Source organism: Streptomyces sp. NPDC060031, from assembly GCF_042736805.1.
GTDB lineage: Bacteria > Actinomycetota > Actinomycetes > Streptomycetales > Streptomycetaceae > Streptomyces.
This window is the reverse complement of record NZ_JBHWVM010000027.1, coordinates 1-25718: the sequence shown is the minus strand read 5'-3', so window position 1 is coordinate 25718 and position 25718 is coordinate 1. Positions and strand designations below refer to the sequence as shown.

The following is a 25718-nucleotide window of genomic DNA, read 5'->3' as shown; positions in this document are numbered from 1 at the left end:
CCACCCCCCTTACCTGGAGCGCGTCTGATGGCCGTCAATCTGGTCAATGTCGAGGCAGTCAGCAAGGTGTACGGAACCCGTACCCTGCTCGACGGCATCTCCCTCGGCGTGTCCGAGGGGGACCGGATCGGTGTCGTGGGCCGCAACGGCGACGGCAAGACCACCCTCATCCGCATGCTCGCCAAGCTGGAGGAGCCCGACACCGGCCGGGTCACCCAGTCCGGCGGCCTGCGCATGGGCGTACTCACCCAGCACGACTCCCTCGACCCCGCGGCCACCATCCGCCACGAGATCATCCGGGACATGGCGGACCACGAGTGGGCCGGCAACGCGAAGATCCGCGACGTGCTGACGGGCCTCTTCGGCGGCCTGGACCTGCCCGGCTTCGGGCAGGGCCTCGACACCGTCATCGGCCCGCTCTCCGGCGGCGAGCGCCGCCGCATCGCGCTCGCCCAGCTGCTCATCGCCGACCAGGACCTCCTGGTGCTCGACGAGCCCACCAACCACCTCGACGTCGAGGGCATCTCCTGGCTGGCCAAGCACCTCCAGGAGCGCCGCTCCGCCCTGGTCTGCGTCACGCACGACCGCTGGTTCCTGGACCAGGTCTGCACCCGCATGTGGGACGTGCAGCGCGGTGACGTCCACGAGTACGAGGGCGGCTACAGCGACTACGTCTTCTCCCGCGCCGAGCGCGACAGGATCGCCGCCACCGAGGAGTCCAAGCGGCAGAACCTGATGCGCAAGGAGCTGGCCTGGCTGCGCCGCGGCGCCCCCGCGCGCACCTCCAAGCCGCGCTACCGCATCGAGGCGGCCAACGAGCTCATCGCCGACGTGCCGCCGCCGCGCGACACCTCCGAGCTGATGAAGTTCGCCAACGCCCGCCTCGGCAAGACCGTCTTCGACCTGGAGGACGTCACCGTCCAGGCCGGCCCGAAGACGCTGCTCAAGCACCTCACCTGGCACCTGGGCCCCGGCGACCGCGTGGGCCTGGTCGGCGTCAACGGCGCCGGCAAGACCTCCCTGCTGCGGGCCCTCGCCGAGGCCGCCCGCACCCAGGGCGAGGTCCAGCCCGCGGCCGGCTCCGTCACCGTCGGCAAGACCGTCCGGCTCGCCTACCTCTCCCAGGAGGTCGGCGAACTCGACCCCTCCCTGCGGGTCCTGGAGGCCGTTCAGCGCGTGCGCGACCGGGTCGACCTCGGCAAGGGCCGCGAGATGACGGCGGGCCAGCTGTGCGAGCAGTTCGGCTTCACCAAGGAGAAGCAGTGGACGCCGGTCGGTGACCTGTCCGGTGGTGAGCGGCGCCGGCTGCAGATCCTGCGGCTGCTGATGGACGAGCCCAACGTCCTGTTCCTCGACGAGCCCACCAACGACCTCGACATCGAGACCCTCACCCAGCTGGAGGACCTCCTCGACGGCTGGCCCGGCTCGATGATCGTGATCTCCCACGACCGGTTCTTCATCGAGCGCACCACCGACACGGTGATGGCGCTGCTCGGGGACGCGAGCCTGCGGATGCTGCCGCGCGGTCTGGACGAGTACCTGGAGCGACGTCAGCGGATGATCGAGGCGGCCGCCCCGGCGCCCGCCCCGGCCTCGGCAAAGTCCACGGCATCGGGCGACTCCCGCGCCGCGAAGAAGGAGCTGCAGAAGATCGAGCGGCAGCTCAACAAGATGGCGGACCGGGAGAGCGGCCTGCACGCCCAGATCGCCGAGAATTCCACCGACTTCGACAAGGTCGCCAAGCTCGACGCCGAGCTGCGCGAACTGATCTCGGGCCGGGACGAGTTGGAAATGCGCTGGCTGGAGCTGGCCGAGGAGGCGTAGGCGCCCCCCTTTGCAACTGGCCGGATAACGACGGCGTCACGGGCCGGTCCTCCCTTGGGAACAGGGGGCGGACCGGCCCGTTGTATGCGCGCCGTCAGTGATAGAAAGGTCATCCCCCCACCACCCGACGCCGAAGGTTAGCGCTGATGACCGAGCCGCCCCAGCCGCCGAACCAGCCGCCGACGCCTTCCGGTTACGGGCACCTGCCCGGTCCGCCGCAGCCCGGTTACGGCTACCCGCCGCCCACCGGCCAGAACCCGTACGCCCAGCAGCCCCAGCAGCAGCCGCCGTACGGTCAGCAGCCCCCGGGCGGCGCCTACGGCTTCCCGCCGCCGCCCCCGCACATGCCGCCCGGCATGCCGATGGGCGCCCCCGGGATGCCGCCGCCGTCGAGGAAGCGGGCGACCGTGCTGATCGCGGCCGCCGTCGCCGGCGTGCTCGTCCTCGGCACCGGCGCGTACTTCGCCTTCTTCGAGGGCGAGGGCAAGGGCACGGACCAGCCCGTCGCGCAGGGCTCGACGCCCGCCGACGACAAGCCCTCCGCCTCCGCCTCCGTGGACAGCGGCGACGGCAGCGGCAACGGCGGGGGTACGCCGAGTGACCTCAACGCCGGCCGCAAGCAGGGCGAGGACAAGGTCCTCTGGCTCAAGACCAGCAAGATCGACGGACCCGGCGCGGGCGTCGACGCCACGGGCCAGTGGATCGTCGGCGGCACCGTCGTCAAGTCGGTCTGGAAGTCCCTCACCGGCTACGCGGCGGCCGACGGCAAGGAGAGCTGGACGCTGGCCTTCCCGGCGGTCGTCTGCGCCGTCACCGGCCAGACCACCGCCGACGGCAAGACCGTCGTCATGTACAAGGACGGAGAGTCCGACTCCGCCCACTGCAACCAGATGCGGATGGTCGACCTCAAGACGGGCAAGGAGGGCTGGTCGCACGAGGTGCCCAAGGAGGGCCTCTTCGACATCTTCACCTCCCCGAACCTCGCCATCACCGGTGACACGGTCGTCGTCAACCGGCTGGGGCAGAGCAGCGCGTTCAAGGTCTCCACCGGCGACAAGCTCTTCTCCTCCAAGCAGCCCGACGGCTGCCAGCCCGACGACTACGCCGCCGGCAACGGCAAGGTGATCGCGGTGGCGACCTGCCAGGACGGGGACCACACCGTCGAGGTCCAGGACGCCGACCCGGTCACCGGGAAGAAGACCTGGAGCTACCGGCTCCCCAAGGGCTTCAAGGTCACCACCGTGTACGGGCTGGACCCGATCGTCCTCGACATCGGCAACGACGAGAAGAAGGAACGCTCGATCATCGTCCTGGGCCCCGACGGCAAGCCGCGCGCGACCGTCGCCGGCCAGGGCAGCTTCGCGGCGAGCTGCGGGCGCGGCTTCGAGCGGTCCCTCCAGTCCTGCGGCTCCGCCTCCGTGGACTCCAACACCCTTTACCTGCCCACCGCGCCCGACGCGGGCAAGGGCAACGAGCTCGTCGCCTTCGACCTGGGCAGCGGCAAGGAGAAGTGGCGCACCCCGGCGGGCGAGGGCCGCACCTTCGTTCCGGTCAAGGCCGCCGGCGGCCAGGTGGTCGTCTACCGCCAGGCCGAGGACGACAAGGGCGGCGAGGTCCTCACCATTCCGGCCGGCGGCGGCACTCCCACCGCGGTCCTGCGCAACCCGTCCGGCCCCGCCGCTCCGATCGAGAGCTCCTTCAGCTCCCCGAGGATCGACTACGCGGACGGCCGGTTCTTCCTCTCCGCCTCCAGCCTGCGCGCCCAGGGCAAGGACGAGAAGTTCCTGATGGTCTTCGGCAAGTGAACGAGTCCACCGAGCGCCCACCGAGAGGCAGCAGTACACGATGAGCACCCCGCCGCCCCCCAGCCAGCCGCCGTCCGGCGGTTTCGGCGCGCCGCAAGACCCCCGGCCGTCCGTACCGCCCGTGCCGCCGACGGCCCCGCAGCCGCCGGCGCAGCCCCCGGCCGCCCCGGCGCAGCCGCCGACCGCCCCCGGGCAGGCCGCGTACGGCTACCCGCAGGCGAGCTACGGCTACCCGCAGCAGCCCGGCGCCCAGTCGCCGTACGGCGCGCAGACCACGCCCATGTACGCGGCCCAGGCCCCGGCCGCGGGCTCCGCGGCCGGCGGCAACGCGGTGCGCACCCAGCTGATGATCGTCGGAGCGGCCCTGCTGGCCATCGTCCTCATCGTCGGCGGCGGCTTCTGGTACGTCTCCGACGACGGCAAGGGCGGCGCTTCGAACACCACCGCCGACGGCGGTCCGAGCACCTCCCCGGGCGGTGACAAGGGCAAGTCCCCGGCCGGCGCGGTCGGCAGCGAGAAGCCGCCGAAGAGCACCAAGTCGAAGACGCTGCTCAACCTCGCGATGCCCAAGCCGGACGACATGGTCACCGTCCGCGGCTCCTGGATCACCGACACCACTTACATCAAGTCCGATGTGACGAAGGTCGTCGGCTACAACCTGGTCGACGGCGGCAAGAAGTGGGAGACGCCGCTCCCGGCCAACATCTGCGCGGCGACCTCGTACGTCTCCGACAACAAGACCGCCATCATGTTCGACGAGGCGCTGCCGACGGCCGACCGGAAGTACCCGCAGTGCACCCAGGTCGGCGTCATCGACCTGAACACCGGCAAGCTCCTGTGGTCCGCCACCGCCAAGTCCCAGACCAGCGGCGACAAGGCCGTGGTCTTCTCCGAGGTGACCCTCAGCGGCCAGACCGTCGCCGCGGGCGGCCTCTACGGCGGCGCGGCCTGGAACCTCGCCGACGGCAAGCCGCTGTGGACGCCCAAGGTCGACGGCGAGGGCTGCTACGACCTCGGCTACGCCGGCGGCCCGGCCCTCGCCGTGATCCGCAAGTGCGGCCGCATCCCGAACCAGACCCTGTACGCGCAGGCGCTCGACCCGGTCTCGGGCGCGCCGAAGTTCTCGTACAAGCTCTCGCAGGGCATCGAGTGGGCGAGCATCGTCTCGACCAAGCCGCTGATCGTCTCGGCCAACATCAACAACACGGCCAAGAACGCCACCGGCGTCAGCGACCTCTTCGTCCTCGACGACGCGGGCCAGCTGAAGGCGCGCATCCCGCTGACCTCGGGCAACTTCAACCCCAAGTGCGGGGGCACCGAGGTCGAGAAGTGCGTCAACATGGTGGTCGGCAACGGCAAGATCTACATGCCGTCGTACGAGCACCAGGGCACGGCGGAGGTCGGCAAGACCAACGAGATCGTCTCCTTCGACCTGGAGACCGGCAAGCAGACCAGCGACCGCGCGGACGCCGGTGAGCGGTACGAGATCATGCCGCTGCGGATGGACGGGTCGAACATCATCGCGTACAAGATCCCCCCGTACGACAAGGGCGGTCAGATCGTCACCATCGACACGGCGACGATGAAGGAGACCCTCCTCATGGAGAACCCGGCGGACAAGGCGTCCCAGCGCGCCGAGACCCAGTACCCGCCGGAGGGCGCGGAGTACCGCTACCACAACGGAAAGCTGTTCATCTCGCGTCCCTCGGTGCGCAAGTCCTCCTACGACAACGGCGATCCCGAGTACCTCTTCGTCTCCTTCACCGCCAGCTGACCGGCGCAGCCACACCCGAAGCCCCCGAACGGTCCGTACCGATCGGGGGCTTCTCTTCGGTATCCGCCTCGCGCCGTCGAACAAGCGTGTAGCTTGCCGGGTCAGAAGGGTGGGGGGTGGGTGGCGCGATGGGCGTACGGGTCATGGTGGTCGACGAGCACCGGCTGCTGGCCGAGGCGCTCGCCTCGGCCCTGAAACTGCGCGGCCACCGGGTCCTCGCGGCGGCAGCCCCGGCCGCGGGCGCCGCCGAACTGGTCATCAGCCGCGCCCCGGAGGTCTGCCTCCTGGGCACGGCGACCCCCGCCGAGCCCGGGGTCTTCGAGCCGATCGTGCGGATCAAGCGGGAACGCCCGCAGATCGCCGTGGTCGTGCTCGGCCCGGTGCCGAGCCCGCGCGGGATCGCGGCGGCCTTCGCCGCCGGCGCCTCGGGCTACGTACGGCACGACGAGCGCATCGAGGGCGTGGAGCGGGCGCTGGCCAAGGCGCGGGCCGGCGAGGTCGCGATCTCCCCGCAGCTGCTGCAAGGGGCCTTCGCCGAGCTGCTCAACCCCGCCGCCCAGCCCGACGACGAGGGCAGCAGACTGCTGCGGCTGCTCACCCCGCGGGAGGTCGAGGTGCTGGTCCGGGTCGCGGAGGGCGAGGACACCCGGCTCATCGCCGCCGGGATGGCGATCGCGCCGAGCACCGCCCGTACGCACGTGCAGCGGGTGCTGATGAAGCTGGGCGTGGGCTCGCGGCTGGAGGCGGCCGCACTGGCCGCGCGCACCGGCCTGCTGGACCGGGCGGGGCTGCCGTCCGGGGTCGCGCAGCTCTGAGGATTTCCCCGGCGGGGCGGAATCAGGTATCCAGTGTCAGCACGCGCAATCGCGCGCGCCCCCGCGCGAGAGGTAATGGACCGTTGAGCAAATACCTGGTGACCGGCGGCGCCGGCTATGTGGGCAGCGTCGTCGCGGCGCACCTCCTGGAGGCGGGCCACGAGGTCACGATCGTGGACAACCTCACCACCGGTTTCCGGTCGGGGCTGCCCGAGGGCGCCGAGTTCATCAACGCCCGGATCCAGGACGCGGCCGAGTACCTGGACTCCTCCTACGACGCGGTACTGCACTTCGCGGCCTCCTCGCAGGTCGCCGAGTCCGTGGCGAACCCCGGCAAGTACTGGGACAACAACGTCGGCGGCACCCTGGCCCTGCTCACCGCGATGCGCGGGGCGGGGGTGCGCAAGCTGGTGTTCTCCTCCACCGCCGCCACCTACGGGGAGCCGGTCGAGGAGCTGCTCACCGAGGCCTCGGTGACCGCGCCCTCCAACCCGTACGGGGCCTCGAAGCTGGCCGTCGACCACATGATCGCGGGGGAGTGCGCGGCACACGGCCTGGCGGCGGTGTCCCTGCGCTACTTCAACGTGGCGGGCGCGTACGGCCAGTACGGCGAGCGGCACGACCCCGAGACGCACCTGATCCCGCTGGTGCTGCAGGTGGCGCTGGGGGAGCGGGAGTCCATCTCGGTGTTCGGCGAGGACTACCCGACCCCGGACGGCACCTGCGTCCGCGACTACATCCACGTGGCCGACCTGGCGCGGGCCCACCTGGACGCGCTGCGGGTGGCCGCCGAGGGGGAGCACCTGATCTGCAACCTCGGCAACGGCAGCGGTTTCTCGGTCCGGGAGGTCATCGAGACCGTCCGCAAGGTCACGGGGCGGGAGATCCCGGAGATCGTCTCCCCGCGCCGCCCCGGCGACCCGGCGGTGCTCGTCGCCTCCGCGGAGACGGCCCGCGAGAAGCTCGGCTGGAGCCCGGCCCGCTCCGACCTCACCGGCATCGTGACGGACGCCTGGAACTTCGCGCGCACGCACCGCTCCTGACCGCTCGCGACCGTCGCGCCCGCGCGCACCGCTCCGCGTTCCATCCGCCCCCGGCGCCACCTCGGCGCCGGGGGCGCGTGTGTCTGCGGTGCGCGCCGTCGGGGGGCGCTGTGCGCGGGCGCCCGGCGTGCGCACGCCGAGTGAAATGCCCACCGTGCAACTGCCCGTGGCACAGGCCCTCCCGGAACCCCCCTTCCGGGCCTTCCGGACAGTCGAATTCGAGCCACCGCAAAGGCCGTTCGAGACCGCCCCGCCGGAAAATCGCGTGGAAAACTTCTGCTATTCGGCCAACCGCGAGCGGCCCCCGGCCCTACGCTGATGCGTGACACCGGTGGGGGCCGGTGTTGATTCAGGGGTCGAGACAAGTCGGGTACGACGTCCGGTCCGGGGTAGTTGCAGAGATGTCTCGGCGGCGGCCGCGGCAGCTGTGGGCCACCCGGTCCGGGCGCCGTACCCGCCGCCGTCCGTTCCCCGACCCTTGGGGGTTTTGTGGTTCGTATCCGTGTTCTCGTGGTCGACGATCACCGCATCTTCGCCGAATCCCTGGCCGCCGCACTGGCGGCCGAGCCGGACGTGGACGTGTCCGCGGCCGGCAGCGGCCCCGCCGCGCTGCGCTGCCTCGAACGCGCGGCGGCCGAGGGCCGCCGCTTCGACGTCCTGCTGGTCGACGCCGACCTCGGCGCGGTCGTCGGCGCCGTGCCCGCGCAGCGGGAATCCGGCTCCGGCCCGGGCGCCGGGCCACCGCCCGGCTCCGACGGCATCGCACTGGTGGCGGGCGTACGGGTGTCCCACCCCGGGGTCCGCACGGTCGTCCTGGCCGAGCGCGACGACCCGCGCCGGGCCGCCCTCGCCCTCCAGGCGGGAGCCTCCGGGTGGGTGGCGAAGGACTGCTCGCTCTCCCGGCTGCTGGCGGTCGTCCGCGGGGTCCTGCGTGAGGAGACGCACCTGCCGCCCGCGCTGCTCACCGGAGTGCTCCGGGAGCTGACGGCGGCGCGCAAGCACCGTACGGACAGCGAACGGCTCGTGGAGTCCCTCACCCCGCGCGAACACGAGGTGCTGCGCTGCATGGTGGCGGGGCTGGGCCGCAAGGACGTGGCCGCGCGGCTGTTCCTGTCCCCGCACACCGTCCGCACCCACATGCAGAACGTGCTGGGCAAGCTCGGCGTGCACTCCACCCTGGCGGCGGTGGCACTGGCCCGGCGGGCCGGCGTACGGCCCGCGGACCTAGCCGGGGACGTTGTCGAACGGAGCGGTCAACTGGCGTAGCAGCGCGGCCAGATCGCCGCGCTCGGTCCGCGAGAGCTGGGCCAGGATCGCCCGTTCCTGGGCCAGCAGCCCGGCCAGTGCCTGGTCGGCGCGGTCGCGGCCCTCGGGGGTGAGCCGCACCAGGACCCCGCGGCGGTCGCTGGGGTCGGGCAGCCGTTCGACGAGGCCCTTCTTGGCAAGGCGGTCGATGCGATTGGTCATGGTGCCCGAGGTGACCAGGGTCTGCGTCAGCAGCTGTCCCGGCGAGAGCTGGTACGGTGCCCCGGCACGTCGCAGGGAGGTCAGGACGTCGAACTCCCAAGGCTCCAGGCCGTGCTCGGCGAAGGCCAGTCTGCGCGCGCGGTCGAGGTGGCGCGCGAGCCTGCTGACGCGGCTCAGTACCTCGAGCGGTTCCACGTCGAGGTCAGGGCGTTCCCGCCGCCATGCCGCGACCAGTCGGTCGACCTCGTCCTCCATGCCGATCAGTGTAAGGGGTCTGTCGATGTGAAGTCTCTTCACATCAAGAATCTCGTGCTGATGTTTCTTGACGTCAAGATATATTCTGGGCGACCATGGGGCATGGAGGTGGCCGGAACGGCTTCCGTTTCCGACTGCCCCACCAGCAAGGAGGCTCGAACATGCATTCCGATACCGCCTCGGCCAGGATCGCCACCTCCACCGCACCGTCCGCACCGACCTGGGACCCGCAGCAGTACCTCCGACACGCCGGCCACCGAACCCGGCCCTTCCTGGACCTCCTGGCCCGCATACCGGAGCTGCCCGCCCGGCCCGCCCGCATCGCCGACCTCGGCTGCGGCCCCGGCAACGTCACCACCCTGCTCGCAGACCGCTGGCCCGAGGCCCGCATCACCGGCTTCGACCTCTCCCCGGAGATGCTCCACCGCGCGGACGCGGAGCACGCAGGCCCCACGCGCGCGGGCGGCAGCCTCGACTTCCGCCCGGGAGACCTGGCCGACTGGCTCCCCGAGGAGCCCTACGACCTGATCGTCTCCAACGCCGCCCTCCAGTGGGTCCCCAACCACCCCGGCTCCTTCGCCGCCTGGATCAACGGGCTGCGCCCCGGCGGGACCTTCGCCTTCCAGATCCCGGGCAACTACACCGCCCCCAGCCACCGGCTCCTCGCCGACCTCTGCGACACCCCGCGCTGGCGGGCGCGGCTCTCCGGGCACGGGGCGCGCTACGTCCACTTCCTCGAAGCCGCCGAGTACCTGGAGCGGTTGACCGAGCTCGGCTGCGCGGTCGAGGCGTGGGAGACGACGTACCACCAGCTCCTCGACGGCCCCGACCCGGTGCTGGACTGGGTCAAGGGCACCGCACTGCGGCCGGTGCTCACAGCCCTGGGGGACGACCGGGAGTCCGTCGACGCCTTCCTCGCCGAGTACCGGGACCTGCTGCGCGGGGCCTACCCGGCCGGGCCGCGGGGCACCGTGTTTCCGTTCCGCCGCATCTTCGCCGTCGCCCGCAAGGAGGCATGACCGTGCTCAGCGCCGTCGACCACGTGCAGCTCGCCGCGCCACCGGGCTCGGAGGACCGGCTGCGCGCGTACTACCAGGACGTCCTCGGCATGACCGAGATCCCGAAGCCGCCCGTCCTCGCGGCGCGCGGCGGGTGCTGGTTCGCCGCCGGGCCGGTGCAGCTGCACCTGGGCGTCGAGGAGGAGTTCCGGCCCGCCCGCAAGGCGCACCCGGGGCTTCGGGTGACCGGCATCGAGGCCTACGCGAGACGACTGGAGGAGCGGGGCGCGAAGGTCGTCTGGGACGCCGACCTGCCGGGCCACCGCCGTTTCTACTCCGAGGACCCCGTGGGCAACCGGCTCGAGTTTTTGGAACCCTTCACGACATGAATCGCCTGAGCCGCCTGAGCCGCCTGAGCCGCCTGAGCCGCATGTGACGCGACGGCGCCCCGCCACCGGATCCGCGGTGACGGGGCGCCGTCGTGTGCACGCCTTCGCGTACGGGGCTCAGCTCTTGCGGTGGCCCACCAGCCGCGGCTTGGACTCCAGCCCGTCCAGCCCGTGCCAGGCCAGGTTCACCAGGTGCGCCGCGACTTCGGCCTTCTTCGGCCGGCGCACGTCCAGCCACCACTGCCCGGTCAGCGCGACCATCCCGACCAGCGCCTGCGCGTAGAGCGGGGCCAGCTTCGGGTCGAAACCGCGCGCCTTGAACTCCAGGCCCAGGATGTCCTCGACCTGCGTGGCGATATCGCTGATCAGCGAGGCGAAGGTGCCCGTGGACTGGGCCACGGGGGAGTCCCGCACGAGGATCCGGAAGCCGTCCGTGTACGACTCGATGTAGTCCAGCAGCGCGAACGCCGCCTGCTCCAGCAGCTCCCGCGGGTGCCCGGCCGTCAGTGCGCCCGTCACCCCGTCGAGCAGCTGGCGCATCTCCCGGTCCACGACGACCGCGTACAGGCCTTCCTTGCCCCCGAAGTGCTCGTACACCACCGGCTTGGACACCCCGGCCTTCGCCGCGATCTCCTCCACCGAGGTGCCTTCGAAACCCTTCTCCGCGAACAGGGTCCGACCGATGTCCAGCAGTTGCTGACGCCGCTCCGCGCCCGTCATCCGGACCCGGCGGCCGCGCTTGGGCTTGTCGCTGCTGGAGGTACTGCCGTCGATCGCCACGCCCCCCATCATGCCGCGTTCGACTCGTTTTCCCTGCGCCGGGCGTCGAGGCGGGCCTCGGAGGGCCAGCGCACGTCCGAGGCCCAGCCGGCCTGCTCGAACCAGCGGATCAGCCGCGCGCTGGAGTCGACCTGGCCGCGCAGCACGCCGTGGCGGGCCGAGGTCGGGTCGGAGTGGTGCAGGTTGTGCCAGGACTCCCCGCAGGAGAGCACCGCGAGCCACCAGACGTTGCCCGAGCGGTCGCGGGACTTGAAGGGGCGCTTGCCCACCGCGTGGCAGATCGAGTTGATGGACCACGTCACGTGGTGCAGCAGCGCGACCCGTACCAGGGAGCCCCAGAAGAACGCCGTGAACGCGCCCCACCAGGACATCGTCACCAGGCCGCCCACCAGCGGCGGGATCGCCAGCGAGAGCATCGTCCAGAAGATGAAGTCACGCGAGATCCGACGGATCGCCGGGTCCTTGATCAGGTCCGGGGCGTACTTCTGCTGATCGGTCTGCTCCTCGTCGAAGAGCCAGCCGATGTGCGCCCACCACAGGCCCTTCATCAGCGCCGGCAGGGTCTCCCCGAAGCGCCACGGCGAGTGCGGGTCGCCCTCGTGGTCGGAGTACTTGTGGTGCTTGCGGTGGTCGGCCACCCAGCGCACCAGCGGACCCTCGACCGCCATCGAGCCCATCACGGCCAGCGTGATCCGAAGCGGCCGCTTCGCCTTGAAGGAGCCGTGCGTGAAGTAGCGGTGGAAGCCGATGGTGATGCCGTGGCAGGCCAGGAAGTACATGAACACCATCAGGCCGAGATCCAGCCAGCTCACCCCCCAGTCCCAGGCCAGCGGGATCGCCGCCAGCAGTGCCAGGAAGGGAACGGTGATGAAGAGCAGGAGCGCGATCTGCTCGACGGACCGCTTGCTCTCGCCGCCGAGTGTCGCGGACGGCTCGGACGGCTCGGACGTATCGGAGGGCGTGGCGCCCTCGATCACATCGGGGCTGGTGGTCATGGATGTCCCCTGGGGGTGAGGTCGGCAGGTGTCGCATCACGGTCCCTACGGACCCGTAACCTACGGCGACGTAAGTATGGCAAAGCTCAGCCCCGCGGCAAGAGGAGCTCGCCCGGGACCCCCGCCGAGCGGTTCCCCGTCCCGCCTGGTGACACGTATACCGAGGCACGAGGGCGGGACACCTATCCTGGTGTCGTCGGACAGCGCGGTCCGCACGGGCAGCCCGAGCTGCGCATCAGGATCGGCCACGGCCGCGCGCATCCCGGGAGCCCACCTCCCAGTAGCGCTCGAACACTGCAAGGAGCCGCACCTGTGAGCAGTGCTGACCAGGCCCCCGCCCGCACCACGGAAGCCGCCGCGAACGCAGAGCTGCGCGCGGACATCCGCCGCCTAGGCGATCTCCTCGGCGAGACCCTCGTACGCCAGGAGGGCCAGGAACTCCTCGACCTCGTCGAACAAGTGCGCGCCTTGACCCGCACCGACGGCGAAGCCGCCGCCGCGCTGCTCGGCGACACCGATCTGGAGACCGCCGCCAAGCTGGTGCGCGCCTTCTCCACCTACTTCCACCTCGCCAACGTCACCGAGCAGGTGCACCGCGGCAAGGAGCTGCGCGCCCACCGCGCCGCCGAGGGCGGTCTCCTCGCCCGCACCGCCGACATGCTCAAGGACGCCGATCCCGAGCACCTGCGCGCGACGGTCCGCAACCTCAACGTCCGCCCCGTCTTCACCGCGCACCCCACCGAGGCGGCCCGCCGCAGCGTCCTGAACAAGCTGCGCCGCATCGCCGCCCTGCTGGAGGAGCCCGTCGCGGGAGCCGGCGAGCGCCGCCGCCACGACCTGCGCCTGGCCGAGAACATCGACCTCGTCTGGCAGACCGACGAGCTGCGCGTGGTCCGCCCCGAGCCCGCCGACGAGGCCCGCAACGCCATCTACTACCTCGACGAGCTGCACGCCGGCGCCGTCGGCGACGTCCTGGAGGACCTGGCCGCCGAGCTCCAGCGCGTCGGCGTGGAGCTGCCCCCGGGCACCCGTCCGCTCACCTTCGGCACCTGGATCGGCGGCGACCGCGACGGCAACCCCAACGTCACCCCCGACGTCACCCGGGACGTGCTGATCCTCCAGCACGAGCACGGCATCACCGACGCCCTCGAACTCGTCGACTTCCTGCGCGGGCTGCTGTCGAACTCCATCCGCTACACCGGAGCCACCGAGGAACTCCTCTCCTCCCTCCAGGCCGACCTGGAACGCCTCCCCGAGATCAGCCCGCGCTACAAGCGGCTGAACGCCGAGGAGCCGTACCGCCTCAAGGCCACCTGCATCCGGCAGAAGCTCGTCAACACCCGCGAGCGCCTCGCCAAGGGCATCCCCCACGAAGAGGGCCGCGACTACCTCGGCACCGCCGAGCTGCTCGCCGACCTCACCCTCATCCAGACCTCGCTGCGCGAGCACCGCGGCGCGCTCTTCGCCGACGGCCGCATGGACCGTACGATCCGCACGCTGGCCGCCTTCGGCCTCCAGCTCGCGACCATGGACGTACGCGAGCACGCGGACGCCCACCACCACGCGCTGGGCCAGCTCTTCGACCGGCTCGGCGAGGAGTCCTGGCGCTACGCCGACATGCCGCGCGACTACCGGGGCAAGCTCCTGGCCAAGGAACTGCGCTCGCGCCGCCCGCTGGCCCCCACCCCTGCCCCCCTCGACGCCGCCGGGCAGAAGACCCTCGGTGTCTTCGGCGCCATCAAGGACGCCTTCGAGAAGTTCGGCCCCGAGGTCATCGAGTCCTACATCATCTCGATGTGCCAGGGCGCCGACGACGTCTTCGCCGCGGCCGTACTCGCCCGCGAGGCCGGGCTGCTCGACCTGCACGCCGGCTGGGCCAAGATCGGCATCGTCCCGCTCCTGGAGACCACCGACGAGCTGCGCGCCGCCGACGTCATCCTCGACGAGATGCTGGCCGACCCGTCCTACCGGCGGCTGGTCTCGCTGCGCGGCGACGTCCAGGAGGTCATGCTCGGTTACTCCGACTCCTCCAAGTTCGGCGGCATCACCACCTCCCAGTGGGAGATCCACCGCGCCCAGCGCCGGCTGCGCGACGTCGCCCACCGCTACGGGGTGCGGCTGCGGCTCTTCCACGGCCGCGGCGGCACCGTCGGCCGCGGTGGCGGCCCCTCGCACGACGCGATCCTCGCCCAGCCCTGGGGCACCCTGGAGGGCGAGATCAAGGTCACCGAGCAGGGCGAGGTCATCTCCGACAAGTACCTCGTCCCCTCGCTGGCCCGCGAGAACCTCGAACTGACCGTCGCGGCGACCCTGCAGGCCTCGGCCCTGCACACCTCCCCGCGCCAGTCCGAGGACGCGCTGGCCCGCTGGGACGCGGCGATGGACATCGTCTCCGACGCCGCGCACGGCGCGTACCGGGCGCTCGTCGAGGACCCGGACCTGCCGGCGTACTTCTTCGCCGCGACCCCGGTCGACCAGCTCGCCGACCTGCACCTGGGCTCGCGCCCCTCGCGCCGCCCCGACTCCGGCGCGGGCCTCGACGGCCTGCGCGCCATCCCGTGGGTGTTCGGCTGGACCCAGTCCCGCCAGATCGTCCCCGGCTGGTACGGGGTCGGCTCGGGGCTGAAGGCCCTGCGCGAGGCCGGCCAGGGCGACGCGCTCGCCGAGATGGGCAAGCGCTGGCACTTCTTCCGCAACTTCCTGTCCAACGTCGAGATGACGCTGGCCAAGACGGACCTGCGGATCGCCCGCCACTACGTCGACACCCTCGTGCCCGAGCACCTCAAGCACGTCTTCGCCCGGATCGAGGCCGAGCACGAGCTGACCGTGCGCGAGGTCCTGCGGATCACCGGCGGCGAGCGGCTCCTGGACTCCAACCCGGTGCTCCAGCAGACCTTCTCCGTCCGCGACGCCTACCTGGACCCGATCTCCTACCTCCAGGTGTCCCTGCTGGCCCGCCAGCGCGCGGCGGCCGAGGCCGGCGAGGAAGTGGACCCGATCCTCTCCCGCGCCCTGCTCCTCACGGTCAACGGAGTCGCGGCCGGCCTGCGCAACACCGGCTGAGCGGGCCCGTACGGGAAGAGCCCCGCACCGGGACGGTGCGGGGCTCTTCCCGTGGACCCCTGTGGAGGCGCTCTCAGGAGTTGTACGCCGACTGGGCGCGCTCCAGGCCCTCGGCGATCAGGCATTCCACCGCGTCGGCGGTGCGGTCCACGAACCAGTCGAGTTCCTTGCGCTCCGTGGAGGAGAAGTCTTTCAGCACGAAGTCGGCGACCTGCATGCGCCCCGGCGGGCGGCCGATGCCGCAGCGGACCCGGTGGTAGTCCGGGCCCATCGACTTCGTCATCGACTTCAGGCCGTTGTGGCCGTTGTCCCCGCCGCCCAGCTTCAGGCGCAGCGTCGGGTAGTCGATGTCCAGCTCGTCGTGGACCGCGACGATCCGCTCCAGCGGCACCTTGTAGAAGTCCCGCAGCGCCGTCACGGGGCCGCCGGACAGGTTCATGAACGACATGGGCTTGGCCAGCACCACCCTGCGGTTCGCGGGGCCGGGCGGGCCGATGCGGCCCTCGACCACCTGGGCGCGGGCCTTGTGCGCCTTGAACTTCCCGCGCATCCGGTCCGCCAGGAGGTCGGCCACCATGAACCCGATGTTGTGGCGGTTGCCCGCGTACTCCGGCCCGGGGTTACCGAGGCCGACGACCAGCCAGGGCGCCGCCGCGTCGTCCGACATCAAAAGCTCCTTATACGAGAACGACCGCCGTCCCGCTCCAGTGGAGCCGGACGGCGGTCGGTCAGCAAGTGCTGAGGGGGAAGGGCGAGGCTCAGGCCTCGGTGCCCTCGGCCTCGGCGGCCGGCTCCTCGGCCTGCGGGGCGACGACCTGCAGGACGGCGATGTCACCGTCGACGGCCAGCGTGGTGCCGGCCGGCAGGACCAGGTCCTTGGCGTGGATGGTGTCGCCGGCCTGGAGGCCCGCGATGGAGACGGTGACCTCGGTCGGGATGTGGGTGGCCTCGGCCTCGACGGAGATGGTGTTCTGGAGGGTCTCCAGCATGTTGCCGCCGGCGGCCAGGTCGCCCTCGGTGACGATCGCGACGTCGACGGTGACCTTCTCGCCCTTCTTGACGATCAGGTAGTCGACGTGGGAGATCGAGCGCTTCAGGGGGTGCTTCTGCACGGCCTTCGGGATGACCAGCTCGGTGCCGGCGCCCTCGATGTCCAGGGAGATCAGGACGTTGGGGGTGCGGAGCGCCAGCTGCAGGCCGTGGCCCTCGACGTTGACGTGCTTCGGGTCGTTGCCGTGGCCGTAGATGACGCCGGGAACCAGCGCGTCGCGACGGGCCTGGCGGGCGGAGCCCTTGCCGAAGCTGGTGCGGAGCTGGGCGGAAAGCTTGACCTCGGACATGCTCACTCCTCGTGGGGTGACGGAAATCGGACGAGTCACCCGGCCGGAACGGCCTGCTACGAAGAGCGCGTCGATAACGGAGAGCCGGTACCCCAAAAGGTACGGCCTCCCTCGCCGAGCAACTCGCAGAGTCTACCCGGCGGGGAGGCCGTACCTCAAAAGGATCTTCTGTGGTCCCTGTTACTGCCGCTCTTCGTTACTGCTGCTCTTCGAAGAGGCTGGTGACGGAGCCGTCCTCGAAGACCTCGCGCACCGCGCGGGCGATCATCGGGGCGATCGACAGGACCGTGATCTTGTCGAGTTCAAGGTCGGACGGGTCCGGCAGGGTGTTCGTGAAGACGAACTCGCTGACCTTGGAGTTCTTCAGGCGGTCGGCCGCCGGGCCCGACAGGATGCCGTGCGTGGCCGTCACGATGACGTCCTCCGCGCCGTGCGCGAAGAGCGCGTCGGCGGCGGCGCAGATGGTGCCACCCGTGTCGATCATGTCGTCGACCAGGACGCAGACGCGGCCCTTGACCTCACCGACGACCTCGTGGACGGTCACCTGATTGGCGACGTCCTTGTCACGGCGCTTGTGCACGATGGCCAGCGGCGCGTCCAGGCGGTCGCACCAGCGGTCGGCCACGCGCACGCGGCCGGCGTCCGGGGAGACGATCGTCAGCTTGGAGCGGTCCACCTTGGCGCCCACGTAGTCCGCGAGGACCGACAGGGCGGAGAGGTGGTCGACCGGGCCGTCGAAGAAACCCTGGATCTGGTCGGTGTGCAGGTCGACCGTCAGGATGCGGTCGGCGCCCGCGGTCTTGAGCAGGTCGGCGACCAGGCGCGCCGAGATCGGCTCGCGGCCCTTGTGCTTCTTGTCCTGACGGGCGTACCCGTAGGACGGGACGATCACGGTGATGGAGCGTGCCGACGCGCGCTTGAGCGCGTCGATCATGATCAGCTGCTCCATGATCCACTTGTTGATCGGAGCCGTGTGGCTCTGGATCAGGAAGCAGTCCGCGCCACGAGCCGACTCCTGGAAGCGGACGTAGATCTCACCGTTCGCGAAGTCGAAAGCCTTGGTCGGCACGAGGCCGACTCCCAGCTGGTGTGCGACCTCCTCGGCCAGCTCGGGGTGGGCGCGGCCGGAGAAGAGCATGAGCTTCTTCTCGCCGGTCGTCTTGATCCCGGTCACAGCACTGTCTCCTCAGACGTGGGAAAGCTGCTCGCCCCCATGTGCGTCCGTCCCGCACACGGTGAGCCAGCCGAATTGCGTGCACTATCACGGTACGCCGTCTCCGACGCACCCGTTTCCGGTCAGTTCACCTCAGCGCTGGTCGGAGTCCTCCGAGGCCGCCGACTGAGCCGCTGTCGCGGCGGCACTTCCCGGACGCTTGCGGGCCACCCAGCCCTCGATATTCCGCTGCTGGCCACGGGCCACGGCCAGCGCGCCGGCGGGCACATCCTTCGTGATCACCGAACCGGCGGCCGTGTAGGCGCCGTCCCCGATGGTGACGGGAGCCACAAACATGTTGTCCGAGCCCGTCTTGCAGTGTGATCCGACGGTGGTGTGGTGCTTGTGCTCGCCGTCGTAGTTCACGAAGACGCTCGCGGCGCCGATGTTCGTGTACTCGCCGATCGTCGCGTCGCCCACGTACGACAGGTGGGGCACCTTGGTGCCCTCGCCGATCGTCGCGTTCTTCATCTCCACGTACGTGCCGGCCTTGGACTTGGCGCCGAGGTTCGTCCCCGGGCGCAGGTACGCGAAGGGCCCGACGGTCGCCGACTCGCCGACCACGGCGTTGTCGGCCACCGTGTTGACCACGGTGGCGCGCGGCCCGACGCGGGTGTCCTTCAGGCGGCTGTTCGGGCCGACCTCGGCCCCTTCGCCGATGTGGGTGGTGCCGAGGAGCTGGGTGCCCGGGTGGACGACGGCGTCCTGGCCGAAGGTGACCGTGACGTCGACGAGGGTGCTGGCCGGGTCGATGATCGTCACGCCGGCGAGCATGGCGCGCTCCAGCAGGCGTGCGTTGAGCAGCGCGCGGGCCTCGGCGAGCTGGACGCGGTTGTTGATGCCGAGGATCTGGCGGTGGTCGGCGCCGACGGCCGCGCCGACGCGGTGGCCGGCCTCGCGCAGGATGCCGAGTACGTCGGTGAGGTACTCCTCGCCCTGGCTGTTGTCGGTGCGGACCTTGCCGAGCGCCTCGGTCAGCAGGGCGCCGTCGAAGGCGAAGACGCCGGAGTTGATCTCGCGGATGGCGCGCTGGGCGTCGGTGGCGTCCTTGTGCTCGACGATGGCGGTGACCGCCCCGTCGGCGGCGCGGATGATGCGTCCGTACCCGGTGGAGTCCGGCACCTCGGCGGTGAGCACGGTGACGGCGTTGCCGTCGGCGCCGTGCGTGGCGACGAGGGAGCCGAGGGTCTCGCCGGTGAGCAGCGGGGTGTCGCCGCAGACGACCACGACGGTGCCTTCGACGGTGCCGCCGAGCTCTTCGAGCGCCATGCGGACGGCGTGGCCGGTGCCGTTCTGCTCGTGCTGGACGGCGGTGCGGACGTCGGCGTCGGTCCCGGCGAGGTGCAGGGTGACCTGCTCGCGGGCGTGTCCGACGACGACGACGAGGTGGGCGGGGTCCAGCTCACGGGAGGCGGCGACGACGTGACCGACGAGCGAGCGCCCGCTGATCTCGTGCAGAACCTTGGGTGTGGCCGACTTCATGCGGGTGCCTTCACCCGCTGCGAGTACGACGACGGCTGCCGGGCGGTTGGCGCTCACGGGTGTGCCCTTCGGCTTCGGGTGGTGGACCCGTGAAGGATACCGGTGCCCGAAGTGCCCCCGGACTGGCGGCCGTGGCCGTGCCGGGCGGGGAGAGCGCATGAGAAAGGGTCCCGACCGGTGGTCAGGACCCGAATTCTTGAGAAGCTCCCCTGTCAGGACTCGAACCCGAACATAAGGCACCAAAAGCCTCAGTGCTGCCAATTACACCACAGGGGATAGCGGATATCGCCTAATCGGACATTTCGCGAGACCGATCAAGCTGGCCGTCCCTACTATGCCGTACCACCTGCCCTCACCGCGACGGCACTCGGCCGAGCCGTTTCGAGGACAAGTAATGCCGGAGCCGAAAGGGAGGGCGCCCGTAGGCTGGACGGCATGACCGGTACGGGGGAAGAACAGGACGGGGCGGCAGAGCGGGACGGGCCGTTGTGGTGGGAGAGGCGGCGGGGAGCCGCACTGGATGTGGGGCTCGGCGGGGTGTCCGCCGTCGAGTGCGCCTTCGAGGGGGTGTCGTTCGCCCACGAGGCCGGGGTGCCCGTGGCCGTCGGGGTGCTGTTCGGGATCGTGGTCGGGGCCGCGCTCGTGCTGCGGCGGCGCTGGCCGATCGCCGTGGTGCTCATCAGCATCGCGGTGTCGCCGGCCGCCATGGGGTTCCTGCTGGGCGTGGTGGGGCTGTACACCCTCGCCACCTCCGAGGTGCCCCGGCGGATCACCGCGATCCTCACCGCGATGTCGCTGGCCGCGACGTTCGTGGTGATGTACATGCGGACCCAGGGGGACGTGGAGGCCGACCGCACGCTCGTCATCGTGCTCTCCGGCTTCGTGGCGGTGGCGCTGACCGTGCCGCCGGTGCTGCTCGGCCTGTACATAGGGGCCCGGCGGCGGTTGATGGAGAGCCTGCAGGAGCGGGCGGACTCGCTGGAGCGGGAGCTGTCGCTGCTGGCGGACCGGGCCGAGGAGCGGGCCGAGTGGGCCCGTACGGAGGAACGCACCCGGATCGCGCGCGAGATGCACGACGTCGTGGCACACCGGGTGTCGCTGATGGTGGTGCACGCGGCGGCCCTGCAGGCGGTGGCCGCCAAGGACCCGGTGAAGGCGATGAAGAACGCCGCGCTGGTGGGTGACATGGGGCGCCAGGCGCTGACGGAGCTCCGGGAGATGCTCGGGGTGCTGCGCGCCGAGTCGCCCAGACCGGTGCCCGCGATGGTGGCGCCCTTGGCGCTCGTCGGGAGTTTCGAGGACGGGCCGTCGCTGGAGGAGCTGGAGGCGCTGGTCGGGCAGTCCAGGGCCGCCGGGATGGCCGTGGAGCTGGACGTCCGGGGCGCGGGGGCCGGGGCGGGGCCGGCCGCCGGCTACCCGGCGGAGGTGCAGCAGACGGCGTACCGCGTCGTGCAGGAGGCGCTGACCAACTGCCACAAGCACGCGCCGGGCGCGAAGGTCGTCGTACGCCTGGCCCATCGCGACGGGGAAGTGGCCATGCAGGTGGAGAACGGGCCGTGCGACGGCAAGGCCGATGAGCCGGGGCTGCCGAGCGGTGGCAATGGGCTCGTCGGGATGCGGGAGCGGGTGCTCGGGCTGGGTGGGGTCTTCGTGTCGGGTCACACCGACGAGGGCGGGTTCAGGGTCTCGGCGGTGCTCCCGGTCCGGTAGGCGGCCCGGCGCCGCTGCCGGGGCTCCGCCCCGGACTCCCGGGGGCCGGCCCCCGGGAGCGGCGCCGCACCGTCAGGACGTCGTGAGGCGGATGGGCTGGAGGCCCGTCAGGAGGAGGGTGAGGGCCTCGTCCAGGCTTCCGCCCAGGTACCAGTCGCCGGTGTGGTCGATGCCGTAGACGCGGCCCTCGCGGTCCAGCGCCAGGTGCGAGCCCCCGTCGGCCTCGACGCCCAGCGGACACAGCTGCGTGGACAGCGCGCGCCCGAGATCGGCGAAGGTACGGGCCAGGTGCAGCCCGGTCAGGGGGTCCAGCCGCACAGCCGCCGGGGCTATCTGGCGGCCCGGACCGGGGGCGGTGACCGTCAGGCCGCCGAATTCGGCCCACGCCTCGACGGCGGCGGGGAAGACGGTGTGCCGGTGCCCGGCCCGGGTGGTGTGGTCGCGCAGCGCGTCGGCCCAGTACTCGGCCTGCTTGATGTCCCAGCGGCCGGGCTCCCAGCCGGCGGTGCGCAGGGCGGAGTCCACGGCGACCGGGAAACGGGTCGTCGAGGAGCGGTCGTAGGAGGCTGAGGTGGCGGTCATGGCGGCTACTCGGAATGGGTGAGGTCGACGGGGCGTACGCCGAAGTGGGCGAGGAGGGGGTCGCAGGAGCGGCACGGCGGTGCGTAGCTGCCGTGCAGCGGGTCGCCGTCCTCGCGGATGCGGCGGGCGGTGATCTTGGCGTGCTTCAGGGAGCGGCGCGCCTCGCTCGGGGTGAGCGGCTTGCGGGACGCGCGCTTGCTGCGGGCGCCCTCGACGGCGGCGAGGTGGCGGGAGAGCAGTATCGCCTCCGGACATCGGCCGGTGAAGCGTTCGCGCTGGCCGCTGGTGAGGGTGTCGAGGAAGTCCTGCACCAGGGGGTGGAGCACGGGCGGCTGGTCGGCCTTGCCGGCGGTGCCGGTGAGGGTCTCGCCGCGTACGGAGAGCGCGGCGGCGACCGTGGGGAGGATGCCGTCGCGGCGGAACCGCAGGGCGGGCGCGACGGGGCGGCCGTCCGGGCTGCTCCAGCGCAGGCGGGGGTCGCCGGCGGCCGCGCCGTCGGTGCCGGTGATTCCCGGCGGGCCTGCGGGACCCGGGTGTCCTGCGAGGTGTCCCGCGGGGCCCGGGGAGCCCGGGGCCGTCGCGGCCCCTTCGGCTCCCGCGGCGCCTGAAGCGGGGTCAGCCGGTTCTGTGCGTGTTGCCGTGTTGTGCATGGTTGCGCTTTCCCTCCCGTGGCCGCGGTGGTGGCCGCTGTCGCGCACGCCCCCGTGCTGCGGGGACAGCCTGTCAAATGTCCCCTGTCGTGTGGAAGCGGGGTCGAATATTCGTATCAATTCGGATCTTCCCGGCCGCTCGGCCGGTGCCCGCCCCGCAGGCGGGTGACGCTCTTGCCGAAGCACATAGGCTGTCTCGAACCAGCCAGATCCAGCAGGGGGCTACCGCCATGACGACAGGTCGGCTCGGGCAGCAGGCCGCGCCACCCAACGCCGCTTACTCGGGGCAGGTCGTGCATTTCCCGGACCCCGTCCGGGCCGCTCGGCATCCCCACGGAGTACGCATCGACGGGGGCGGGCATCCCGACTTCTCCCCGTACGCCCGCGCTGCGGTGGAGATCGCGGATCCGCCGGAGGGCTTCGGCGTGGACGAGCTGCGGCTGACGGACTACGTCTCCGCGAACGCCGCCATGCAGGCCGTCGGCCACGAACTGTGGGACACGGTCGGCCCGGTGGCGACCCCGCACGGCTGGACCTGGCACCACGTGGCCGGCAGCCGCCGGATGGAGCTCGTCCCGGTCGAGGTGAAGGCCCTGCTGCGGCACCACGCGGGACTGGCGACGGCGCCGGTGGACCACGACAAGCGCGGCACGCGGGCATTGCAGGAGCTGCGCCCGGTGCACATGGGGCTGCCGAAGTCGGTGGTCTCGGTGTCCGAGCAGCAGGTGCAGGGCATCGAGGAGGACCTCGGCTACCGGCTGCCGGAGGCGTACCGCTCGTTCCTGAAGGCGGCGGGCGGCTGCGCGCCGGTGGGCGCCGGCCTCGACGTGGACCTGGGGCTGCTGGTGGACCAGCCGTTCTTCACGGTCCGCGAGGAGGCGGCGGTCAACGACCTCGTGTACGTCAACAAGTGCCTGCGCGACCACTTGACTAAGGACTACCTGTGCGTGGCCTTCGCCCAGGGCGGGCTGCTCGCGGTCAAGGTGAGGGGCGAGGGCATCGGCTCGGTCTGGCTGTCCCCGTACGACGACGCGCGCGACCGGGACGGATGGTCGGTCCAGGAGCGTGTGGAGCGGCTGTTGCTGCCGTGCGGTACGGATTTCGACGCCTTTCTGGAGCGGCTGGCCGGCAATCCGCCGGAGCTGGAGACGGTGGCCGGTCTGATGGTGGACGGCGGATTCGCGCGTTCGGTTCCGGTGGTGACCGGCGCCGGTTCGGGGCCGGCGGCGACGCCGGTGGAAGGGTGACGGCGCGATGGTGACGTTTGCGCAGGCGCAGGAGCGCGCCGAGGAGTGGATCAACGGGGACGTGCCCGCCTATCAGCACCGTGAGGTGCGGGTACGGGAGTTCGGGCTCGGGTTCGTGGTGTGGGCCGAGGACCGCGCGGCGGCGCCCGTCTCGGGCGGCGGCCGGCAGCGGCTGGTCATCGCGCGCGACAGCGGGGAGGTGACGCTGTGGCCGGGGCTGCCGGTGGGTGAGGTGATCCGCCGGTACGAGGAGGAGTACGGGGCGTCGTCCGTGGCCGCGGCTTCGGAAGCCTCGGTTCCGCCGCCGCGGATCGACTCGGAGCAGACCTCGTTCATGCTGAGCCCGCCGGAGTGGCTGCAGGAGGCCGCGGACCGGGCCGGGATCCCGGCGGCGCCGGCGCCGGTGCCTGCGGCGGCCCCCGCGCCGGAGCCGGTCGCGGTTGCGGTTCCGGAGCCGGAACCGGTGGTGGAAGCTCCGGCCCCCGCTCCGGCTGCTGCCGCCGCCGCGGTCGCCGCTGACGTCGAGGCGCCCGAGCCGTTCGATGCCGGGCCGGCTCCCGTGCCGCTGCGGCGCGGGGGCGAGATCCCGTACGAGCCGACCGCCAACGACGGTGTGCCGGCCGGGGCCACGCCGTGGGCCGGGACCGATGTGAACTCCGGTTCGGACGACGCGTCCGTACCGCTGCCGGCGACGGTGTTCGCGCCGCCGCTGTCCGGTTCGGACCTGGAGGACGCGCCGCGCCCCGGGGTGGCCCCCGAGGCGAAGACGACCCTGATGGCGGGCGGCAGCCAGCTGCCGAAGACCGCTGTCGCGCCGGCCCTGAGCAGTGACATCGCCGACGCCCCGACCAGCAAGGCCCGGGTCAACCGCCCGGGGCCGGCCGCACAGCCGCCGACCCCGCCGACCCCGCCGGGCCCGCCCGGGGTTCCCGGCGCTCCCGGCCTGCCCGGCGCGGGGCCACTGGCCACGCCTCCCGGTCCGCCCGGAGCCCCCGGCGCGCCCGGTGGTGGGCTCGACCATGCCGCGACGATGCTCGCCGGTCCGGCCGTCGGGCAGCCGCCCGCGCCTCCGGGTCCGCCCGGGGCTCCGACGCCTCCCGGTCCGCCCGGAGCCCCCGGCGGGGGTGCGCACCATGCCGCCACGATGCTGGCGGGTCCCGGCGTACCGCAGCCGCCCGGTCCGCCCGGTCCGCCCGGCCCCGCGCCGCAGCAGCCCCAGCCGCACCCGGGGCCGCAGGCGCCCCCGGCCCCCGGGGTGCCCACCGTCGGTCCCGGCTACCAGGCCGTGCTCCGCTACCGCGCCCCGGACGGCTCCGAGCAGCAGCTCATCCGCCGCTCGGCGCCCGGCACCCCGCACCCGGAGTGGCAGATCCTGCACGAGCTGCGCGCGATGAACGTGCCGCCGCAGCAGGTGCTGGAGCTGCACACGGAACTGGAGTCGTGCGAGCTGCCCGGCGGTTACTGCGCCCGCATGATCCGGGAGACCTGGCCCCAGGTCCGGATCACGAGCGTGGCCCCGTACGGGACGGACCACACGGGCCGCCAGCAGGGCATGCGGCACCTGCTGACCCACCAGGGCGAGCTGCACCAGGTCGCGGACGGCCCGGCGCGCCCCGCGCCGGTACGGGCGCCGCTGCCGCAGGTCCCGCTCCAGCCGGCGATCCCGCTGGACGCCATCGCGCAGGAACTGGCGGGAGCGTTCGGCCCGCAGGGCGTGTTCCGCTTCGAGCCGCGAGCGGTGTCCCGCCAGGGCGTGCCGGAGATCGTGGCGCAGACGCTGATGTGGTCGGGTCTGCCCGTCGATTTCGGGCCGTTCTTCTGGGCGCAGGCGGTGCCGGGTGCGCCGCTTCCGACGCTGGCCGAGCTGGCGGCGCAGCGGCAGGTGCAGCCTTCGTCGGACGCCGGTTCCTACCTGGTGGTGGGCAGCGACTTCGGCAGGGCGCTGTGCGTGCAGTACGGCACCGCGCACATCGTCGCGGTGCCGGTGGAGGGCGGTCCGGGCGGGGCGTCCGTGCCGCCGCAGTTCGTGAACTCCAGCCTGCCGCAGTTCGTACGGTGCCTGGCGATGCTGGGTCACATGTGGCGGCTGCGCCAGCACCTGACGCCGGAGCAGGCGGGCCGCTGGACCGTCGATTTCCAGGCGAATCTGGCGGGGCTGGACAGTGCGGCGCTGGCCTCCGCGGAGAACTGGTGGTCGGTGCTGCTGGAGCAGATGTGGGACGGACTGCTCTGATCACCGGCTGAACGGATGATCGGCCGGGTGGCCGGGCCGGGACCCTCGAACGG

21 protein-coding genes and 1 tRNA gene are annotated in these 25718 nt (G+C 71.8%); 12 read left to right on the top strand and 10 right to left on the bottom strand.

What is annotated here, in order from left to right; translation table 11 throughout:
* Nucleotides 1-27: 27 nt before the first annotated feature.
* From ACFWB8_RS14960 to ACFWB8_RS14935, 6 genes are all read left to right on the top strand, one after another.
* The gene (locus ACFWB8_RS14960; RefSeq protein ID WP_385225973.1) at nt 28-1824 is read left to right on the top strand and encodes an ABC-F family ATP-binding cassette domain-containing protein; all 1797 of its coding nucleotides are present in this window, start codon (nt 28-30) and stop codon (nt 1822-1824) included.
* 146 nt (nt 1825-1970) lie between these two features.
* On the top strand, nt 1971-3629 hold the full coding sequence (locus ACFWB8_RS14955) for a PQQ-binding-like beta-propeller repeat protein (protein WP_385225971.1): 1659 nt from the start codon (nt 1971-1973) through the stop codon (nt 3627-3629).
* A gap of 40 nt (nt 3630-3669) precedes the next feature.
* Entirely contained in the window at nt 3670-5403 is a 1734-nt protein-coding gene (locus tag ACFWB8_RS14950) for a PQQ-binding-like beta-propeller repeat protein (protein ID WP_385225969.1), read from the top strand.
* A 128-nt stretch (nt 5404-5531) separates the two neighbouring features.
* On the top strand, nt 5532-6218 hold the full coding sequence (locus ACFWB8_RS14945) for a response regulator transcription factor (RefSeq protein ID WP_385226080.1): 687 nt from the start codon (nt 5532-5534) through the stop codon (nt 6216-6218).
* A gap of 83 nt (nt 6219-6301) precedes the next feature.
* On the top strand, nt 6302-7261 hold the full coding sequence (galE, locus tag ACFWB8_RS14940) for a UDP-glucose 4-epimerase GalE (protein WP_385225967.1): 960 nt from the start codon (nt 6302-6304) through the stop codon (nt 7259-7261).
* A 489-nt stretch (nt 7262-7750) separates the two neighbouring features.
* Complete coding sequence (locus ACFWB8_RS14935; protein ID WP_385225965.1) at nt 7751-8527, top strand: LuxR C-terminal-related transcriptional regulator; 777 nt, start codon at nt 7751-7753, stop codon at nt 8525-8527.
* On the opposite strand, the gene ACFWB8_RS14930 is transcribed toward ACFWB8_RS14935, so the two are convergent.
* On the bottom strand, nt 8486-8983 hold the full coding sequence (locus ACFWB8_RS14930) for a MarR family winged helix-turn-helix transcriptional regulator (protein ID WP_385225963.1): 498 nt from the start codon (nt 8981-8983) through the stop codon (nt 8486-8488). The genes ACFWB8_RS14935 and ACFWB8_RS14930 overlap by 42 nt on opposite strands.
* A gap of 161 nt (nt 8984-9144) precedes the next feature.
* On the opposite strand from ACFWB8_RS14930, the gene ACFWB8_RS14925 reads away from it, so the two are divergent.
* Nucleotides 9145-10002 carry a trans-aconitate 2-methyltransferase gene (locus ACFWB8_RS14925; protein WP_385225961.1) on the top strand — a complete coding sequence of 286 codons (858 nt, stop codon included), beginning with the start codon at nt 9145-9147 and terminating at the stop codon, nt 10000-10002.
* Nucleotides 10003-10004: 2 nt separating this feature from the next.
* Nucleotides 10005-10370 (top strand): VOC family protein, encoded by a 366-nt coding sequence (locus tag ACFWB8_RS14920; protein ID WP_385226078.1) that lies wholly within the window; start codon nt 10005-10007, stop codon nt 10368-10370.
* A gap of 117 nt (nt 10371-10487) precedes the next feature.
* Here the strand turns inward: ACFWB8_RS14920 and ACFWB8_RS14915 are convergent, their stop codons facing one another.
* Together ACFWB8_RS14915 and ACFWB8_RS14910 are read right to left on the bottom strand one after the other, a co-directional pair.
* Nucleotides 10488-11162 (bottom strand): TetR family transcriptional regulator, encoded by a 675-nt coding sequence (locus ACFWB8_RS14915; RefSeq protein WP_385225959.1) that lies wholly within the window; start codon nt 11160-11162, stop codon nt 10488-10490.
* On the bottom strand, nt 11159-12145 hold the full coding sequence (locus tag ACFWB8_RS14910) for an acyl-CoA desaturase (RefSeq protein WP_385225957.1): 987 nt from the start codon (nt 12143-12145) through the stop codon (nt 11159-11161). Before ACFWB8_RS14910 ends, ACFWB8_RS14915 begins: the two co-directional genes overlap by 4 nt.
* A gap of 312 nt (nt 12146-12457) precedes the next feature.
* Between ACFWB8_RS14910 and ppc the strand changes: the two genes are divergently transcribed.
* Complete coding sequence (gene ppc, locus ACFWB8_RS14905; RefSeq protein ID WP_385225955.1) at nt 12458-15208, top strand: phosphoenolpyruvate carboxylase; 2751 nt, start codon at nt 12458-12460, stop codon at nt 15206-15208.
* 73 nt (nt 15209-15281) lie between these two features.
* Here the strand turns inward: ppc and pth are convergent, their stop codons facing one another.
* The 5 genes from pth to ACFWB8_RS14880 all read right to left on the bottom strand — a co-directional run bounded on the left by pth (nt 15282) and on the right by ACFWB8_RS14880 (nt 19519).
* Complete coding sequence (pth, locus tag ACFWB8_RS14900) at nt 15282-15875, bottom strand: aminoacyl-tRNA hydrolase (protein WP_385225953.1); 594 nt, start codon at nt 15873-15875, stop codon at nt 15282-15284.
* Between the two features lie 91 nt (nt 15876-15966).
* Complete coding sequence (locus ACFWB8_RS14895) at nt 15967-16548, bottom strand: 50S ribosomal protein L25/general stress protein Ctc (RefSeq protein WP_385225951.1); 582 nt, start codon at nt 16546-16548, stop codon at nt 15967-15969.
* Nucleotides 16549-16744: 196 nt separating this feature from the next.
* Complete coding sequence (locus ACFWB8_RS14890; RefSeq protein WP_112451977.1) at nt 16745-17722, bottom strand: ribose-phosphate diphosphokinase; 978 nt, start codon at nt 17720-17722, stop codon at nt 16745-16747.
* A 132-nt stretch (nt 17723-17854) separates the two neighbouring features.
* Complete coding sequence (gene glmU, locus ACFWB8_RS14885) at nt 17855-19300, bottom strand: bifunctional UDP-N-acetylglucosamine diphosphorylase/glucosamine-1-phosphate N-acetyltransferase GlmU (protein ID WP_385225949.1); 1446 nt, start codon at nt 19298-19300, stop codon at nt 17855-17857.
* A gap of 147 nt (nt 19301-19447) precedes the next feature.
* Nucleotides 19448-19519: transfer RNA gene (locus ACFWB8_RS14880), tRNA-Gln, on the bottom strand.
* A 159-nt stretch (nt 19520-19678) separates the two neighbouring features.
* Between ACFWB8_RS14880 and ACFWB8_RS14875 the strand changes: the two genes are divergently transcribed.
* Nucleotides 19679-20953: a histidine kinase gene (locus ACFWB8_RS14875; RefSeq protein WP_385225947.1), complete on the top strand. Its 1275-nt coding sequence runs from the start codon at nt 19679-19681 to the stop codon at nt 20951-20953.
* 72 nt (nt 20954-21025) lie between these two features.
* Here the strand turns inward: ACFWB8_RS14875 and ACFWB8_RS14870 are convergent, their stop codons facing one another.
* Together ACFWB8_RS14870 and ACFWB8_RS14865 are read right to left on the bottom strand one after the other, a co-directional pair.
* Nucleotides 21026-21535 (bottom strand): SUKH-3 domain-containing protein, encoded by a 510-nt coding sequence (locus ACFWB8_RS14870; protein ID WP_385225945.1) that lies wholly within the window; start codon nt 21533-21535, stop codon nt 21026-21028.
* A 5-nt stretch (nt 21536-21540) separates the two neighbouring features.
* Nucleotides 21541-22185, bottom strand: coding sequence for a YwqJ-related putative deaminase (locus ACFWB8_RS14865; RefSeq protein ID WP_385225943.1), 645 nt, complete (start codon nt 22183-22185; stop codon nt 21541-21543).
* 230 nt (nt 22186-22415) lie between these two features.
* Between ACFWB8_RS14865 and ACFWB8_RS14860 the strand changes: the two genes are divergently transcribed.
* Both ACFWB8_RS14860 and ACFWB8_RS14855 read left to right on the top strand, forming a co-directional pair.
* Nucleotides 22416-23432 (top strand): SMI1/KNR4 family protein, encoded by a 1017-nt coding sequence (locus ACFWB8_RS14860; RefSeq protein WP_385225941.1) that lies wholly within the window; start codon nt 22416-22418, stop codon nt 23430-23432.
* Between the two features lie 7 nt (nt 23433-23439).
* Nucleotides 23440-25665 carry an SUKH-4 family immunity protein gene (locus ACFWB8_RS14855; RefSeq protein ID WP_385225939.1) on the top strand — a complete coding sequence of 742 codons (2226 nt, stop codon included), beginning with the start codon at nt 23440-23442 and terminating at the stop codon, nt 25663-25665.
* Nucleotides 25666-25718: the final 53 nt, after the last annotated feature.

Coding starts and splice junctions, on each gene's coding strand:
- ACFWB8_RS14960 (WP_385225973.1), top strand. CDS start 28: ATGGCCGTCAATCTGGTCAATGTCGAGGCAGTCAGCAAGGTGTACGGA.
- ACFWB8_RS14955 (WP_385225971.1), top strand. CDS start 1,971: ATGACCGAGCCGCCCCAGCCGCCGAACCAGCCGCCGACGCCTTCCGGT.
- ACFWB8_RS14950 (WP_385225969.1), top strand. CDS start 3,670: ATGAGCACCCCGCCGCCCCCCAGCCAGCCGCCGTCCGGCGGTTTCGGC.
- ACFWB8_RS14945 (WP_385226080.1), top strand. CDS start 5,532: ATGGGCGTACGGGTCATGGTGGTCGACGAGCACCGGCTGCTGGCCGAG.
- ACFWB8_RS14930 (WP_385225963.1), bottom strand. CDS start 8,983: ATGGAGGACGAGGTCGACCGACTGGTCGCGGCATGGCGGCGGGAACGC.
- ACFWB8_RS14925 (WP_385225961.1), top strand. CDS start 9,145: ATGCATTCCGATACCGCCTCGGCCAGGATCGCCACCTCCACCGCACCG.
- ACFWB8_RS14915 (WP_385225959.1), bottom strand. CDS start 11,162: ATGATGGGGGGCGTGGCGATCGACGGCAGTACCTCCAGCAGCGACAAG.
- ACFWB8_RS14910 (WP_385225957.1), bottom strand. CDS start 12,145: ATGACCACCAGCCCCGATGTGATCGAGGGCGCCACGCCCTCCGATACG.
- pth (WP_385225953.1), bottom strand. CDS start 15,875: ATGTCGGACGACGCGGCGGCGCCCTGGCTGGTCGTCGGCCTCGGTAAC.
- ACFWB8_RS14895 (WP_385225951.1), bottom strand. CDS start 16,548: ATGTCCGAGGTCAAGCTTTCCGCCCAGCTCCGCACCAGCTTCGGCAAG.
- ACFWB8_RS14875 (WP_385225947.1), top strand. CDS start 19,679: ATGACCGGTACGGGGGAAGAACAGGACGGGGCGGCAGAGCGGGACGGG.
- ACFWB8_RS14870 (WP_385225945.1), bottom strand. CDS start 21,535: ATGACCGCCACCTCAGCCTCCTACGACCGCTCCTCGACGACCCGTTTC.
- ACFWB8_RS14865 (WP_385225943.1), bottom strand. CDS start 22,185: ATGCACAACACGGCAACACGCACAGAACCGGCTGACCCCGCTTCAGGC.
- ACFWB8_RS14860 (WP_385225941.1), top strand. CDS start 22,416: ATGACGACAGGTCGGCTCGGGCAGCAGGCCGCGCCACCCAACGCCGCT.
- ACFWB8_RS14855 (WP_385225939.1), top strand. CDS start 23,440: ATGGTGACGTTTGCGCAGGCGCAGGAGCGCGCCGAGGAGTGGATCAAC.